This window comes from Winogradskyella ursingii (assembly GCF_013403975.1).
Taxonomy (GTDB): domain Bacteria; phylum Bacteroidota; class Bacteroidia; order Flavobacteriales; family Flavobacteriaceae; genus Winogradskyella; species Winogradskyella ursingii.
This window is the reverse complement of sequence record NZ_JABFDH010000003.1, coordinates 393,576-409,606: the sequence shown is the minus strand read 5'-3', so window position 1 is coordinate 409,606 and position 16,031 is coordinate 393,576. Positions and strand designations below refer to the sequence as shown.

Sequence of the window (16,031 nt, the reverse complement as noted above, 5' to 3'; positions counted from 1 at the left end):
TACTGCGAACTGCATACTGAAGACTGAAGACTGAAGACTAAATAATGGAACACAATTCAACTTTCCCAATAAAACAAAACGAACTCGATATGCTTCGTGATGAAGCGACGTCGTATTTAAAATCCATTCAATGGGAGCAAAGTCAGCGTGCTAAAAACCGTGATAACGATGGGAAAGACGAATCTATTTTACTGTATTTATCTCGAGCCAATAACGGTAGCAACGTCAATGTAACCTCGGTTTCAAAAACGATTTTAGCACTAAAAAAACGTTTGTTGCCAGAGTCTGTTGCTATTCCAATTCATCTAAATCAAACGTTATATGCAGTTCAGGAGGGAATTACACTTGGTATTTGGATTAAGGATAGCTATTACAAAGCTTCAGGTTTATCGAGTTTAACCGAAAACAAATCGGCATTGGATGCGTCGGGAAAGCGTGAGTATGAAAGCAAAATGCACACAGCTACAGCATTTATGCTTTATGCGACAGCATATAAAATTTTACACGATTTAAAACCACACGCTTCAGACGATTTATCCGTAATGAAGCAAAAGTTTGCGGGCATTCCGGAAGTGTCTTTTATGACGCCTTTAAAAGGAATTTCCTGTCAATTGTTTTATTTTGACAAGTATTTAGGGCATCCTGAAATTATCAAATCCGATAAAGATGTTATCGACTTTACAGTCGTTTATTTTGAAGCGTTGATTGCAGAAATCCAACTCAGAAAAAGCACGTTAGAATATACTGAAACCATTACCGATAGAACTTACAAACTCGAAAACTCTGACTTTTCAGTTTCAGGTTGGGAAAATGTATTTCAAGGCACTGCAAAAAGTGTAGAATTCAATAAAATCCAATTCGAACAAATCGTTGGAAACCGCGATGCAAAACACTTTGCAAGACGATTAACAGAACGCTTGTTGAGTTATGATTTCGAAGCCAAAAAGAATCCATTTCAGGAATTAGGAGGTTTTATGCCAGTATTTATGGGCTACGGAATTCCAGGAACCGGGAAAAGTATGCTCATTGCAGCCATTGCCACGCGGCTTAAAGAGCATTCGGATAATTTGAATATTCCATTTTTATTTCATCCAATGCCAGATACATTGATTAGTACATTTCAAGGAGGTTCTGCCGAAAAAATGGTGGAATGGATGAAACCGTTGCAAGACCCTTCAAAATTGATTTTTGCACCAATTGACGATGCCGAAAACAATTTACAGGAACGTACAGCACAAGGTGTTTCAGCAGGTGTAAAGGAAGTTATCGGTGTGTTTTTAAGATATACTGAGGGTGCATATGCCGTTAACTATGGCAATAGTTCCATAGGATTGTTTACTAACCTTCCAGAAATGTTGGATAAGGCTGTGATTTCTCGTGTGCAAGGCAGGTTCAAAATTGATGGTGCACGGACTGAGAACGATTTCTTGGACCAAGATTACATTTGGTGGCGAAAGTTACAGGATACGATGCCAAGCTTTGTTAATATGGATGACCCAGAAAATTATAAGTATTTAGACGACCAAGGGTTGGCTAAAAGTATGGGAGATATTCTGAACTTGGTTGAAAAACCTTCGGAAGAACGTGTCCACGAAACATTCAGTAAAGTTGAAAAGCTTCACGAATCGGATGACCATATGTTTTATGCCGCTTTATATAAAGAGATCCAGAAGATATTTCCGTTTTTCTCATCTCGAGACGTGCGGAATATCCAATCAGCCATATCATTGCGCTTAACGGATTTTGACTTGGAAAAAGAGTGGTTCGAGAATCCTGAAAAATATTTCAAAAAGGATTACGAAACCAAATTCAATATGCTTCAGGAATTGATGAAATCTAATATGAAAGGTTTGAATTTCTCAGACATAAGAAGACAGGAAGTGATTCGCTACCTGGATAATGTGGCAACTATTGCAGATACTGACTTTAAACGTAAAGTGGATGCCAGAATCAATCAGCTGAATATTGAGAATGAAGCGAGAGAACAATTTGGGAAGAGATAATAAAATGAGCGAGCGTATTAAAAATATTAATCGTAAAATTCTGTCTGATAAGTATTTTACACTTTCTGAAGTGAAATTCGACTATCAGTTAGAAAATGGTAAATGGGTTGATAATACTTGGGAAGTTTTGGAACGCGGCAACGCAGCTGCAGCATTACTTTACAATTCAGAAAAACAAACGGTAATTTTAGTAAAACAGTTTAGATTACCTGCATATATGAACGGAAGTGAAAGTGGTTTTTTATTGGAAATTCCGGCAGGAATGTTGGAAAGCGATGATGATTCAGCCGAAAGAGCCATGAGGCGTGAAATTCTGGAAGAAACAGGTTATGATGTACCAGAGTTGAAAAAAGTATATGACGCTTTTGCTACACCAGGTGGTAGCACGGAACGATTTTCCTGCTTTGTCGGTAAATATGATAGCACTATGAAAGTTGAAAATGGTGGCGGACTTGATAATGAAAATGAGGACATTGAAATTATAGAAATACCTTTTCAGAAGGCAATTGATATGATAAACAATGGTGATATTGTTGATGCTAAGACCATAATGCTTTTACAATATGCGCAGATAAATAAATTATTAAACTGATTGTCATTCCTGCGAAAGCAGGAATCCATAAAAATATTGATGAAAATTAGATTCCTGCCTTCGCAGGAATTACAGAAAGATTACCGCTTTCGCGGCAACAAGATGCAAAAACTAAAACAAGCAAATCTATACAGAAGTGAACTCATTCCCGTAAGCGGAAAATTAGTTGAGCGTTATAACAAATGCTTAAAAACATTAGGTTTTACTGAAACAAAACTCAAATCATTTTCAATAGACGGAGTAGGTTGGAGCCCAGAAATTGCCGAAGAAAAGAAGGATATTCAATACCTTAATCATGGAGATGCTAATCCTCATGGTATAATTATTTCGCCATTACAAAAGGGAAAGCCTGTGTATTTGCCATTCCATTCGTTCGACAGGGAAATGATGCAGCACGTGTTTAGAACACATGGACAAAAAATAAACGATATTACTCGAGATTCAGCTATTTGTATCGATTTTGACCAAGATATTGATGTGTTTTATGAGCCGCTGGATATTTTAAAATATGACGAAGTCAGCATTACGTTTAGATTAATTGATAATTTAACTGAAATTCAAAAAGAGCAATTCAGACTCGTTGAAAAATTCAAAATTGGAAATAATTTTATTGACGAAACCATTCAGCAACAGATTTTAGAATCCGCTAAAACCTATGGCGATTTACGTCATCGCGATTTAAGTTTGCATCCACTTCAATTTACTACAAATTCATTTTTTACACGAGCTTTTGGAGGTGTGTATGTATTGCGCGATTTTATTAAACCTATTGTGATTTTTGAAGATGAAAAAGCATACAAGGAAGCCATAAAAGATACGGTTCATGATGTGTTGATTTATCATATTTCGCAACCCGAATTAATGGACAAATTGAAAGACCATATCATTATCGAATGTGATTTGGAATCTATTGTAAAGACCCCGAATTACGAACGTATTAAAATGTATGAATTGGCACAATGCATTACAGATGCACAGCATCCAATAAAAGAAATATTGAACAGTAAATCACTTTTTAAGAGCTATTTGAATAAAATTGACATCGAATCTCGCAAGAAAGTAATGAGCATTGAATTGTATCTAGAAAAATTAGAACGCAGCAACGCCTATAAGTTAGAAGACCTTGTGGATCAATCATTATATTTTGCTTTGCACCAACCACATTCGTCGTTGTCTGCCGAGCATCGGGATTTAATCCATAAGCTATTAATCAACATTTCACCAAAGGATGTATTATTTCTATATTGGTATGATAAGGAGCAGTTTTACAAGAGTTATGATACTTGGGACGATAGTTTTAAGGATTGGGTAATTGAGCGAATTCGTAACAATATTTAGGATTTTTAGACTAATTTTATAACAGAAGCTTTCAATAGCGTTTGTCATTCTGCACTCGATGCAGAATCCACAATAAAAACTAAATAAAATAATATGGGATTAGAATTAGTAATTTTCATAGCAGCAATTTTATTCGGAATATTCCTTTATTGGAGAGAATCCAACGGTAATGGTGCATACCGAATGCTAAACAAAATCGTAAATAGCAAAGAACTTCAAATGAGTCCAAACAATCCAAAAGGGTTTGTTTACAGGCAGGCTTTTATCCCAAGACTGTTATTTGTAGTGACTATTGTTTTGATTGCAGCTTTGATTGTTGAATTTTTAACGCCCATTTCAGTATTTGGTAGTTATAATGGGATTTCGGCATTTGCGTCTTTTGCAGCTGGAACGCTTTTGGGAACTTATGTAGCACATTTCTTCATTTCGTCTTCGGAAGTGATTGAAACACAAAGCGAATCTTTAGAAGACAAGTTTGATGATGTTGTAGAAAAAGGAAAGGAATTTTTAGAGGATATAAAAAATAAAGATAATAAAGCAGTTGAAGTTTCAAAAGATGAAATAAAAACCGAGCCTAAAAAGAAAGTGAACGAGAAAAGTGCTCGTGAACGATTGAAGGATAAAGGGTTGATGTAGCACCAAGTGTCATCCTGAATTTGTTTCAGGATCTCATAAAATTAAGAGAACTAAAAATAGATTCCTGCCTTCGTAGGAATAAAAAAGAATTATGATAAAAAACTACTGGAACAAAGGAGCAAAACAAAAACGACTCACAATTTTCGTAGCCTTATTAGCACTCATTCTATTGTTCTTTTTCAGGGATGATTACCAGCCTGTATTATTATTTTTCAGAAAATACATTTTCATCATTTTGATCAGTCTATTAATTCTGATTTTGGGTTTAAGAAAATTCAGAAAGAGTGCAAATACAGGAACGCGGCTTGGAATTCTTGGACTATTAATCGTGTTTTTTGGCGTATTGTATTTTTTTGGCTGGAATCAAGGTTTGTACGATTATATGAAAACCTATAATGTATTCAACAATCTCAATAAAGTAGAAATAAACGAGCTGCCTTTAACCCAAAACGAGCGGATTCAACCATTAAGAAACGTGTTTTCCATGGCAAATGAAAGTGTAGGAGAAACCAAAGACGTTTCGTTGCCACATTTAGTTAGGATTGGAACAGAGAACAAGTGGACTATGGCAATTCAACCAAGCGAAAAGTATATTATGCAACGTATTAGTGATAATACTGAGGAAGTTTTCTCGGTTAGCAGTACGTCTCCATTTCCGAGATTTTCCAATGAGAATCGAGTCCCTGTAACGTTTTCTATAGGTGAATCGTTAAAGTTTAGTAGAAATACATATAATGCTGTAGTACAACGTTTTAATCCTTGGATGCTTTTTAATTATGAGCCGAGCGATACGTTTTATATGAAGAACGACTCAGACGATTGGGTACAAGTGGTTAGTTTAATAAAGTGGAAAGGTTTCTTTTTCCCTTATCCTTCTTTTGGAGGTGTGATGATAATTGAGAATGGCGAGCACGATATTAATGACTATTTGGAGCGCATTACCATCGGTAAAGGCACATTTGTAAGTCCAGATGAGATTAAAGACTATTCATTTTTAAACAAACAGAACACATTGGCGGAAGAAGTATCTCAACTTCAAGCGGAATCTTTAAAATTCCTAGGAGGGTTTAGTGACCCACTACCATGGAATATGGAAACAGCAGTAAAAATTCCAGTGATGCCAAAAGACCAAAATCAGCAACCATATGTTACCGACTTTGATTTCGCGGGAAGCAATTCTGATGCATATAGCGGACTCTACCATTGGTTTGGTTTAGAACCTGTTGGAGACCAACGTACCAGTTTAAGTTACAGTGTTTTTATTCCAGCTGATGGTACAGATAAGATGTTTTATTACGACCATGCTACCAAAAAAGAAGGTTTTGCCGGTGTTTCTGCCATGCCTTTAAAAGTCAAGGAATCCAGGAAAGAATACGACTGGAAAGCCAGTACTCCTGTTGAATTTAGACCATATATAAAAGAGATTGCTGGTAGGAAACGCATGTTCTTCCTAGGAACCATTTCATCAATAAGCGAAAATAATGCACAACAATTTGATGGTTCCGCTACCCCAGATTTAGTTTTGATTGACAGTGAATATAGAGATGTCATTTGGATAGATGTGAAGCATCCTAGCCAATGGGATCAAACAGTTTACGAGCAGTTAAATGAAGCCTGGAGAGCCAGTGAAGGTATTGGTTATTTCTATAATGAAACACCTCAAGATGAAGATATCGTGACGCAAGAATTGGATTCTCTTAGGACTATTCCTAAGGTAGAGGATAATTCTGAGCGAATTAAAGCGTTGCAAAGACAGTTGGATTCTTTAAAGGCTGTAGACAATCAGAAAGAATAATATGTACGTTTTGCATTAATTGTGAAATGACAATAACATTTTTATGTCAGACCGCTCGTAAGGACTATCTTTTTCTAGCTCTAGTTCTTTAAAGCCAAACTTTCTGTAAAGGTAAATCGCGTTTTCCAATTTAGTATTGGAATAGAGTAGAAGTGCTTCTAAATTCTTGATTTGTGCAAAATCGATGCAGTGCTGCAACAACGCCTGACCTATCTTTTGTCCTCTCATTTCAGGTAAAACAGCCATTTTTGTCAATTCTAGAATACCTTTTTTTGAAGTGGGCATCAAAGCTACGGTACCAACAACTTCGTCATTTTGTAAAGCGAAAAAAATAAATCCGCCTTTATCGATGATATATTTTTCAGGATTACTTAACACTTCTTCATCAAATGGTTCAACATAGAAAAAGGTCTTTAGCCACTCTATATTAAGTTCATAGAAATCATTGGCATTTTCGTTTTTATAGTCAATTATCTTAGTTATCATGTGCTCTCAGAAAATCTGTAATTAAGTATGTAATTAGTTTACCGACTTGATGTTCGGTCTTGTCTGTTGTTGCTGCTTCGCAAATATGCAAATAACTCGCATTTTTGTGTGCACCAAAATAATTTACAAATTGCCTAGCTTGTTTTACGCTAAACCCGCTTGGTGTCATAGCGCTACTTGGTATATTTGTAATTGCATCACAATCAACTTCAATACCAAATGGAGATGAAGTTACGTGGTCTGATGCTACTTCTAATTCTGATTTAAATTTTAGTTCATTTCGGACTTCAAGTGCTTCATACGTGTTGTATTTAATGTGTTTTACCTTCTTCAATGCTTTAAATACGTTGTCCGAGGTGTAGTTTTCGTGTATCCCAAAAATGAAATAATTATTTAAAAATCCTTCAGCAAAGGCATAACTGAAACCATTTCCACTGTGTCTGCCTTCTTCAGCTCTAAAATCGGTATGTGCGTCAAAATTCACCACGTTTATTTTGTTGTTATTTGCTAATGCACATCCTTTTATATTTCCGTATGCATTGTTATGTCCGCCTCCAATAATTATAGGAGTTTTTCCAGCTTCAACAATTTTAGACACCAAATGAGTGACATCTTTGTCTATAGCTTCAACCATAGATCTAGCTTTTGCAATGCTTTTTTTCTTCGTTGGATTAAGAGCTTCGAGTTCCTTTTCAAGTTCAGGATACTTAAAATGTCCTAGTGCTAAAACTCGATTAGCCTTTGTGAATGCATTACTCTGGATATTTAACAAAACTTTAATTGTTGCTTCCCAAGTCCTTTGAGTACCAGTGTTTCCGTGGTTTGCGTAAACTCCAATAGCTTCAGATATTCCGAAAACAACATAGTCAACGTCTAAATTATTGATATCCTCGTATATATTAGTGAGGTTAGGCAATAACTGAATATGTTCTCCAAATTTTGATTCTCCTTTACGCTTCTTTAAAAGATGTTGTTTTTCTTTTTCTGAAAATAAGACGAGATTTCTCATTTAGATTTATATTTATAATTGTAACCGACAAGCTAAATTAAAAAACAAGAATTACAATAACTTAAAAACACAAAAATTTATGGAAAGTTCACAAAAAACTAGTACAGGACTAAAAGTTGGTTTAGGTATATTATTGGTATTATTTTTAGGTACTGCATTTTTTGCGTCTAAACTTTACAATGATAAGCAAGAAACCGAAAGGACGCTCATGAGCGAAAAAGAGCAGGTAATGAATGACCTTAATAATATGGCAAAAGAATATGATGTTGCCATAGCAGAAACAGAATCTAAGAACCAAGATTTAATTGAAGCACGAGGTCGTATACAAGGATTGATGGATTCTTTAAAAGTTTCGCAAAATAGTGTAAACAGTTTGTGGAGATATAAGAAGAAGTTCGCAAGTCTTCAGGAAGAAATGGATGTTTTATTAGCTGAGAATGATCGTTTAAAAGGCGAGAATGAATTATTGGCAACTTCTTTAGATAGTACCAACGTTCAGTTAGCAGAGCGTACAATGTTTACTGATTCATTATTGGTTCAGAATACTGAATTGGCCAGTGTAGTTAAAGATGCAGCTGCTTTACAAACTGTTGGTTTAGTAGGTATGGGAGTTATTGAAAGAAGTAGCGGAAAACAAATACCAACAGAGAGAGCAAGGCGTAGTGATAAAATTAAAGTTTGTTTTACTGTAGCTAAGAATACACTGTCTGAAGCGGGTGATAAAGAACTTTATGTACAAGTGATTGATCCTAAGAACAATGTTTTAGGTGCTAATGACCAAATTCAGTTTGAAGACCAAGTTTTAAACTATAGTTTAATTAGTCGCTTCAACTACGAAAATAGAAACTTAAATGTATGTGAATATCTTTCTGCATTAGAGGACACAAAATTTGAAGAAGGACGTTATAAGATTAACGTATTTAACGATAAAGAGTTGATATCGTCTTCAGAATTCGTTCTGAGATAATATTGATAATTTGATTGATTGATTGATAGTTAAAAATCCGGAAGCCTTGTGTTTCCGGATTTTTTCATATTATATGCGCGCCATTAATTATAACGCTATCCAAATGATTGTGAGCAAATGCATAAGGAATTTCAGTATAATCGTTTAAAGGTTTGGTAATTATAAGGTTTGCTTTTTTTCCTCTAGTAATACTTCCATACATATTGCTAATACCCATAGCATACGCACCATTTATAGTTGCTGCATTGATAGCTTCTTCAGGAGTCATTTTAAGTTTTATACATGCAGAGGCAACAATAAAATTCATGTTGCCGCTCGGTGATGAACCTGGATTGAAATCTGTAGCAATAGCCAAGGGTAATCCTGCATCAATAAGTTGTCTTGCTGGTGTATAGGGAATACTCAAAAAATAAGAACAACCAGGTAATGCTACTGGGATTGTTTCATTCTTTTTTAAAGCTTCAATATCTTCCTTTTCTAATTCTTCGAGATGATCTACAGAAAGCGCATTATGCTTAACGCCTAGTGCAACACCTCCTAAAACATTAAATTGGTTTACGTGTATTTTCGGTCTGAGATTATACTTTGCGCCAGCTTCTAGGATGGCCTCTGTTTCACTGAGATTAAAATATCCTTCTTCACAAAACACATCAATATATTGAGCAATTTTAAGGCTTGCAGCTTTCGGAATTAATTCTTCTATGATTAGTTTTAAATAATCCTCTTTTTTATTTTGATATTCTTTTGGAATGGCGTGTGCCGCCAAGAGTGTAGGAACTATTTTAGCAAGACTTTCCTGTTTGATACGTTTAATGACCCTAAGCATCTTAAGCTCTGCTTCAACAGTTAATCCATAGCCTGTTTTAATTTCTATCGCTCCAGTTCCCATAGCTATGATTTCATTAACACGTTTTATCGATTGTGCGAACAAATCATCTTCAGATGTTTCTTGCAGTACTTTTGCTGAATTTAAAATTCCACCGCCACGATTGGCGATTTCTGCATAGCTTAAGCCCTTAATTCTATCAACAAATTCCGAAGTTCTATCACCTGCATAAACGGTATGTGTATGCGAATCGCACCATGAAGGTAAAACAATTTTCCCAGTTGCATCGATTACGGTATCGGCTTCAATTTCATTAAAATCAGTCATACTCCCATATTCGATTATCGTATCATTTTCAATATATACGTATGCATTTTCTATAATAGGAAGTATTTTCATATCAGCCCCTTTAACAATCGTAGTATTAGATTTCCGAACCTGAAGGAGCTGTTTTATATTGGTAATGAGAATGGACATATTGGTTGGCTTTCTGTAAATATTGGTATTTTTTTGGAGATAAAAAAACGCTAACTGATTTGGGTTAGCGTTATAATTTTGAACTTACTCAACTTAAATGAATAAAATATTTTGCCATGGATCTAGTCACAGGCTATATTGGGTTTAGTTGAAAGAGTTACGAATGGCGTCATATTTTACTTCAAACTACCAACCATATCCTCAGGTTTAACCCATTCATCATAATCCTCGGCCGAAACATAACCTAAATTAATCGCTTCTTCCTTAAGAGTCGTTCCATTTTTATGCGCTGTATTTGCAATTTCGGCGGCCTTATAATACCCTATTTTGGTATTTAAGGCGGTTACCAACATTAAGGAATTATTCAATAATTCTTTTATTACTTCGTGATTAGGCTCAATACCACTTGCACAATGTTCGTCAAAACTAACGCAGGCATCTCCAATAAGTTGAGCGGACTGAAGAATATTTGCCGCCATCATTGGTTTAAAAACATTCAGTTCGTAATGTCCTTGTGTACCACCTACGGTAACCGCTACGTCGTTACCCATAACTTGGGCGCAGACCATCGTTAAAGCTTCGCATTGTGTTGGATTTACTTTTCCTGGCATAATTGAGCTTCCTGGCTCGTTTGCCGGAATTATAATCTCACCAATTCCTGAGCGTGGACCAGAAGCCATCATTCTTATATCATTTGCTATTTTATTCAATGAAACAGCAAGTTGTTTGAGGGCACCATGAGTCTCTACTATGGCATCATGTGCAGCTAAAGCTTCAAATTTGTTATCTGCAGTGATAAATGGCAAATTGGTAAAATCTGCGATGTATTTAGCTACTAATTTGTCATAACCATCTGGTGTGTTAAGTCCTGTACCTACTGCGGTGCCGCCTAGAGCCAATTCGCTTAGATGCGATAATGTAGATTGGAGGGCTTTTAATCCATGATCAAGTTGAGAGACATATCCAGAAAATTCTTGACCAAGAGTTAAGGGAGTGGCATCCATTAAATGTGTTCTTCCTATTTTCACCACGTTTTTAAACTCTTGTGATTTATTGTGAAGTGTATTTCGTAACTGTATTAATCCCGGAATGGTTGTTTCTACAACTTTTTTATAAGCTGCAATATGCATTCCTGTTGGAAAAGTGTCATTAGAGGACTGTGACTTATTTACATCATCATTAGGCTGAATGGTTTTTTCTCCCTCACCAATAGTTTTGCCGGCAATTTGATGTGCTCTATTAGCAATCACTTCATTAACGTTCATGTTACTCTGTGTACCAGAACCAGTTTGCCAAATTACCAATGGAAACTGGTCGTCGTGCTTTCCTTCTAAAATTTCATCACAGACTTCAGCAATTAAATCGCGTTTTTCTTTTGAAAGTACATCTAGCTCACAATTGGTATAAGCTGCTGCTTTTTTAAGATAGGCAAAACCATAAACCACTTCCAATGGCATGGAGGCAGGTGCACCAATTTTGAAATTGTTTCGTGAGCGCTCAGTCTGTGCTCCCCAAAGTTTGTCTGACGGGACTTTGACCTCGCCCATGGTATCTTTTTCTATTCTGTAACTCATAAGAATTTTAGTTTTAAAGCCTTACAAAATTAAGGGTTTTGTAGAATTATAGGAATGTAATTGGGTCTTTTTTATTTATAGATTTTATATTTGGTTGTTTAATAACTTGTCAATTCTGTAAAATCTCAGATTTCACAATAAAATAGGCCTATCATTGCTCAATTCATACAAATTGAAAGAAACTGCCCTAAATGTTAATTTTTTACATTTAAAATCCCGATATTTAATACAGATTCAATAAAGCCTTATAGTTTAAATCCTTCAATTTTCATCGAAAAAAATATCATTTTATTTATGCAAAAAATGTATTTTTGCGCGCTTAAATTTGAATGATTAACTAACTAAAAACTAAATATTTGTAAGTTGATTTGTAATTAATCGAACAAGTCGAAAAATGGATATTTAACTTTTCTAAAAACCACGGATTTAATAATGAAAGAAGAACACTTTAAATGGTACTCTCCAACGTTAAGCAAGGAAATAGAGATGCTTGTTTTCGGAGACAGAGGCTATCCTGTTATTTTGTTTCCAACAACGATGGGTAAACACAATGAGTGTAAGGATATGAAATTGGTTGAGTCCGTCAAATGGTTTGTGGAGCAAGGTATTGTGCAAATTTATTGTCCTGATAGTATTAATGAATTAAGTTGGTATAATAAAAAAATACATCCAGCCCAACGCGCCAAAAACCATGCGTGGTATGACGAGTTTATACTCAACGAACTGGTTAACAAAATAACGCATGAGAAAGGTTTGCAAAAGGTAGCAGTAGCTGGTCCGAGTTTTGGAGGTTATCAAGCTGCAAATTTTGCATTTAGACATCCTGAGCGTGTAAGCCATTTGTTTAGTATGAGTGGCTCTTTTGATATAAAATCTTTTGTGGACGGTTATTACGACGATAACGTGTTCTTTAATAACCCAGTAGATTACATGCCAGATGCCAACCATCCAGAACTTTGGAATATGAAGATTATTCTGGGTACAAGTGAGTGGGACATTTGCTTGGATGCCAACAAAAAAATGGCAAGTATCCTAGCAAAAAAAAATATACCATTTTGGTATGACGAACGTAAATGGGCAAAACACGATTGGCCATTGTGGAGAGAAATGTTTCCGCATTATTTGTCCAAACTATAATTTACATTTAACTAATTAACAAATAGAACTAAACCAAAAAATACCACAAACAATGAAAAAAATAGGAATATTATTCGGTCAAGAAAATACCTTTCCATGGGCATTTATTGATAGAGTTAACGAAAAAATAGAACAACAAGGCATTAAGGACATGGTTGCAGAAGCTGTATCTATCGATACCGTTGAACAAGCAAAATCTGATGAATATGCTGTTATAATTGATAGAATTTCTCAAGACGTTCCGTTTTACAGAGCTTATCTAAAAAATGCTGCCATTACAGGTACTGCCGTAATAAACAACCCATTTTGGTGGAGTGCAGATGAGAAGTTTTTTAATAATGCTTTAGCTGAAAAAATAGGAGTTCCTGTACCAAAAACTTTTATCTTACCAACATCTCATCGTCCAGAAGGAACGGATGAGAACTCATTTAGAAATATGAAATTCCCATTTAATTGGGAAAAAATGTTTGAAACTATAGGTTTTCCGGCCTATATGAAACCACATGATGGTGGTGGTTGGAAAAACGTTTATCGAGTTGATAGCCCAGAAGATTTATTTAAAAAACACGGCGAGACTGAAAATCTGGTGATGATGCTTCAAGAGGAAATTCAATTCACGGAATACTTTAGATGTTACGCTTTGGGAACTGATAAAATTCATATTATGCAGTACGAACCTCGTAATCCTCACCATTTACGTTATGTTATCGATGGGCCAGAAGTAGATAAAAAAATATTGGATTTAGTTGAAAAATATTGCATTAAATTAAACAAAGCCTTAGGCTATGATTTCAATACAGTTGAATTTGCAGTGAGAGACGGAGTACCTTATGCGATTGATTTTTGTAATCCAGCTCCAGATGCAGATGTAAATTCTGTAGGTCAGGAAAATTTTGAGTGGATTGTTGAGAATGCTGCTAATATGGCTATTGAAAAAGCAAAACAATATAAAAAGGGACAAATGAATCTCACTTGGGGAACATTTGTTACTGATCAGATGTCTGCACCAAAAGCTGTAGCGAAAAAAGCGCCAGCTAAAAAAGCTACTACAGCCAAAACAACTGCTATAAAAAAAGCACCAGTTAAAAAAGCCGCAACAAGTAAAACCCCTGATAAGAAAACCACAGCTAAAAAAGCACCAACTAAAAAAAGTGTAGCTAAAAAGTCTTCGGTTAGAACTAAAACACCTAGAAAATAATATTCAATAAAGTTTGATTCTATTATCTTGAGTCAGGCTTATTTAATCAACCCTACGACTATGAAGTTTACATTAGGCATCGAAGAGGAATATCAAGTTATAGATCCTGAAACACGCGAATTAATTTCCCACGACCAAAGAATTGTTGCAGAAGCAGCAAAAGTGATGGGTGAACAATGTAAGGCCGAAATGCATCAGGCTGTCGTAGAAGTTGGTACTAATATTTGTGAAGACATAACAGACGCTAAAGAACAGATCACTAATCTGAGAAAAACAGTATCTGGTATAGCAAACGATTTAGGTTTTAAAATCGGTGCTGCAGGAACACATCCATTTTCAAAATGGGAAACACAACTTATTACACCAAATCCACGTTATGATGAAATTGTAAACGAACTTCAGGATACCGCGAGATCGAATTTAATTTTTGGGTTGCATGTTCATGTTGGGATGGAGGACAAACAGATGGCAATTCATCTTGTAAATGCTATGCGTTATTTTTTACCACATTTATATGCATTGTCTACAAATTCTCCGTTTTGGGAAGGTCGAAACACAGGTTTTAAATCATTTAGATCTAAAGTATTTGATAAATTTCCTCGAACAGGAATTCCTGGTGTGTTTGATAATTATGCCCAATACGAGCATTATGTAAATTTATTAGTTAAGACAAAGTGTATCGATAATCCAAAGAAAATATGGTGGGATATTAGAGTTCATCCTTTTTTCCCTACGTTAGAAGTCCGAATTTGTGACGTGCCATTAACTGTAAACGAAACTATTGGTATCGCCTCTCTCGTACAGGCAATAGTGGCAAAACTTTACAAGTTAAGAAGTCAAAATCTTAATTTTATGAATTATCATAGGGCTTTAATCAATGAGAATAAGTGGAGGGCTGGTCGTTACGGTATTGATGGCAAAATGATAGATTTTGGAAAAGAAGCAGAAGTTGAAACAAGACTTTTGATGGGAGAACTTTTAGATTTTGTTGATGATGTTGTTGATGATTTAGGCTCACGAAAAGAAATTGAATATATTAACCAAATGCTTAAAAACGGTACTGGCGCAGATCGTCAACTTGCCGTTTTTGAAAAAACAAAAGACCTCAAACAAGTAGTAGATTATATTATAGAACAAACTACTTTAGATTTATAAACCTACAAATTTAATGATGAAAGAAAAACTGAAATTAGCAATTTTGGATATGAACAATAACGTGCCTAACCAAGGTTTGCGTTGTATTAAAGAGATAGTCGAAACATTTCATGAAGATATTGCTTATAGAATTTTTGATGTAAGAGCAAAAGGTGAAATACCAGACAGTTCTTATGATATTTATATTTCGAGTGGTGGACCTGGTAGTCCATTAGAGGAAGGTATATGGAGAGAACCATATATAAATTTAATGCAGGAACTTTGGGATATAAATAAAGCCCAAAATGAGATAAAAAAGCATGTGTTTTTCATATGCTATTCATTTCAAGTAATTTGTAATTATTTTCAACTGGGAGAGATAAAACCAAGACGAAGCACCTCTTTTGGGATTTTGAAAGTTCATAAAACCAAAAAAGGACACAATGATATTTTATTAAAAGATCTCAACGATCCGTTTTACGCTATGGATTCTCGAGATTGGCAGTTGATTCAACCAAGGTTAACGGTGTTTAAAAAACACGGTGCTAAAATTTTGAGTCTGGAGAAAATCAGAACTCATGTAGAATTGGAACGTGCTATTATGGCGGTTCGTTTTTCCGAAGAATTTGTGGGCACACAGTTTCACCCAGAAGCAGATCCTATAAGCATGGAAGCCTTCTTTAAGCTCGAAGAAAACAAACAAATCGTGATTAACAGTTTTGGTGAAAAGAAGTATGAGGAAATGATGGATCGAGTAGATGATCCTGATAAAATAGAAATGACATACAATACCATTTTACCAAATTTTATTAAAAATGCACTTAAAATGATTCAACAACCTGTAATGTCGTAATCAAAA

Annotated in this window: 14 protein-coding genes; 10 read left to right on the top strand and 4 right to left on the bottom strand. The window is 35.2% G+C overall.

The genetic code is table 11. The annotated features are described in order from the left end of the window. Positions 1-44: 44 nt before the first annotated feature. The 5 genes from HM983_RS09205 (at position 45) to HM983_RS09185 (ending at position 6,364) form a co-directional block, all read left to right on the top strand. On the top strand, positions 45-2,003 hold the full coding sequence (locus HM983_RS09205) for an AAA family ATPase (RefSeq protein ID WP_179345123.1): 1,959 nt from the start codon (positions 45-47) through the stop codon (positions 2,001-2,003). After that, positions 1,972-2,595, top strand: coding sequence for an NUDIX domain-containing protein (locus tag HM983_RS09200; protein WP_246277493.1), 624 nt, complete (start codon positions 1,972-1,974; stop codon positions 2,593-2,595). Before HM983_RS09205 ends, HM983_RS09200 begins: the two co-directional genes overlap by 32 nt. A gap of 39 nt (positions 2,596-2,634) precedes the next feature. Beyond that, positions 2,635-3,933, top strand: coding sequence for a DUF6638 family protein (locus tag HM983_RS09195; RefSeq protein WP_246277492.1), 1,299 nt, complete (start codon positions 2,635-2,637; stop codon positions 3,931-3,933). A gap of 93 nt (positions 3,934-4,026) precedes the next feature. After that, positions 4,027-4,569: a hypothetical protein gene (locus HM983_RS09190; protein WP_179345122.1), complete on the top strand. Its 543-nt coding sequence runs from the start codon at positions 4,027-4,029 to the stop codon at positions 4,567-4,569. A 91-nt stretch (positions 4,570-4,660) separates the two neighbouring features. Then, positions 4,661-6,364, top strand: a complete 1,704-nt coding sequence (locus tag HM983_RS09185) for a hypothetical protein (RefSeq protein ID WP_179345121.1) — start codon at positions 4,661-4,663, stop codon at positions 6,362-6,364. A 15-nt stretch (positions 6,365-6,379) separates the two neighbouring features. Here the strand turns inward: HM983_RS09185 and HM983_RS09180 are convergent, their stop codons facing one another. Further along, on the bottom strand, positions 6,380-6,850 hold the full coding sequence (locus HM983_RS09180) for a GNAT family N-acetyltransferase (RefSeq protein WP_179345120.1): 471 nt from the start codon (positions 6,848-6,850) through the stop codon (positions 6,380-6,382). Next, positions 6,840-7,859 carry a formimidoylglutamase gene (locus tag HM983_RS09175; RefSeq protein ID WP_179345119.1) on the bottom strand — a complete coding sequence of 340 codons (1,020 nt, stop codon included), beginning with the start codon at positions 7,857-7,859 and terminating at the stop codon, positions 6,840-6,842. Before HM983_RS09175 ends, HM983_RS09180 begins: the two co-directional genes overlap by 11 nt. Positions 7,860-7,938: 79 nt before the next feature. Here HM983_RS09175 and HM983_RS09170 point away from each other — a divergent pair, with 79 nt between their 5' ends. Further along, a complete protein-coding gene (locus tag HM983_RS09170; RefSeq protein ID WP_179345118.1) occupies positions 7,939-8,826 on the top strand; it encodes a chromosome partitioning protein ParA in 888 nt (295 codons plus the stop codon). Positions 8,827-8,890: 64 nt separating this feature from the next. Here the strand turns inward: HM983_RS09170 and hutI are convergent, their stop codons facing one another. Next, complete coding sequence (gene hutI, locus HM983_RS09165) at positions 8,891-10,129, bottom strand: imidazolonepropionase (protein WP_179345117.1); 1,239 nt, start codon at positions 10,127-10,129, stop codon at positions 8,891-8,893. 176 nt (positions 10,130-10,305) lie between these two features. Further along, positions 10,306-11,703, bottom strand: coding sequence for a class II fumarate hydratase (fumC, locus tag HM983_RS09160; protein ID WP_179345116.1), 1,398 nt, complete (start codon positions 11,701-11,703; stop codon positions 10,306-10,308). A gap of 432 nt (positions 11,704-12,135) precedes the next feature. On the opposite strand from fumC, the gene HM983_RS09155 reads away from it, so the two are divergent. Genes HM983_RS09155 through HM983_RS09140 form a run of 4 tightly spaced genes read left to right on the top strand, consistent with a single transcriptional unit; the run spans position 12,136 to position 16,025 of the window. Then, positions 12,136-12,840 carry an alpha/beta fold hydrolase gene (locus HM983_RS09155; protein WP_179345115.1) on the top strand — a complete coding sequence of 235 codons (705 nt, stop codon included), beginning with the start codon at positions 12,136-12,138 and terminating at the stop codon, positions 12,838-12,840. Positions 12,841-12,892: 52 nt separating this feature from the next. Further along, entirely contained in the window at positions 12,893-14,038 is a 1,146-nt protein-coding gene (locus HM983_RS09150) for an ATP-grasp domain-containing protein (protein WP_179345114.1), read from the top strand. Positions 14,039-14,098: 60 nt separating this feature from the next. Continuing rightward, the gene (locus HM983_RS09145) at positions 14,099-15,193 is read left to right on the top strand and encodes a carboxylate-amine ligase (protein ID WP_179345113.1); all 1,095 of its coding nucleotides are present in this window, start codon (positions 14,099-14,101) and stop codon (positions 15,191-15,193) included. A 13-nt stretch (positions 15,194-15,206) separates the two neighbouring features. Beyond that, positions 15,207-16,025: a type 1 glutamine amidotransferase gene (locus HM983_RS09140; protein WP_179345112.1), complete on the top strand. Its 819-nt coding sequence runs from the start codon at positions 15,207-15,209 to the stop codon at positions 16,023-16,025. The last annotated feature ends 6 nt before the right edge of the window (positions 16,026-16,031 follow it).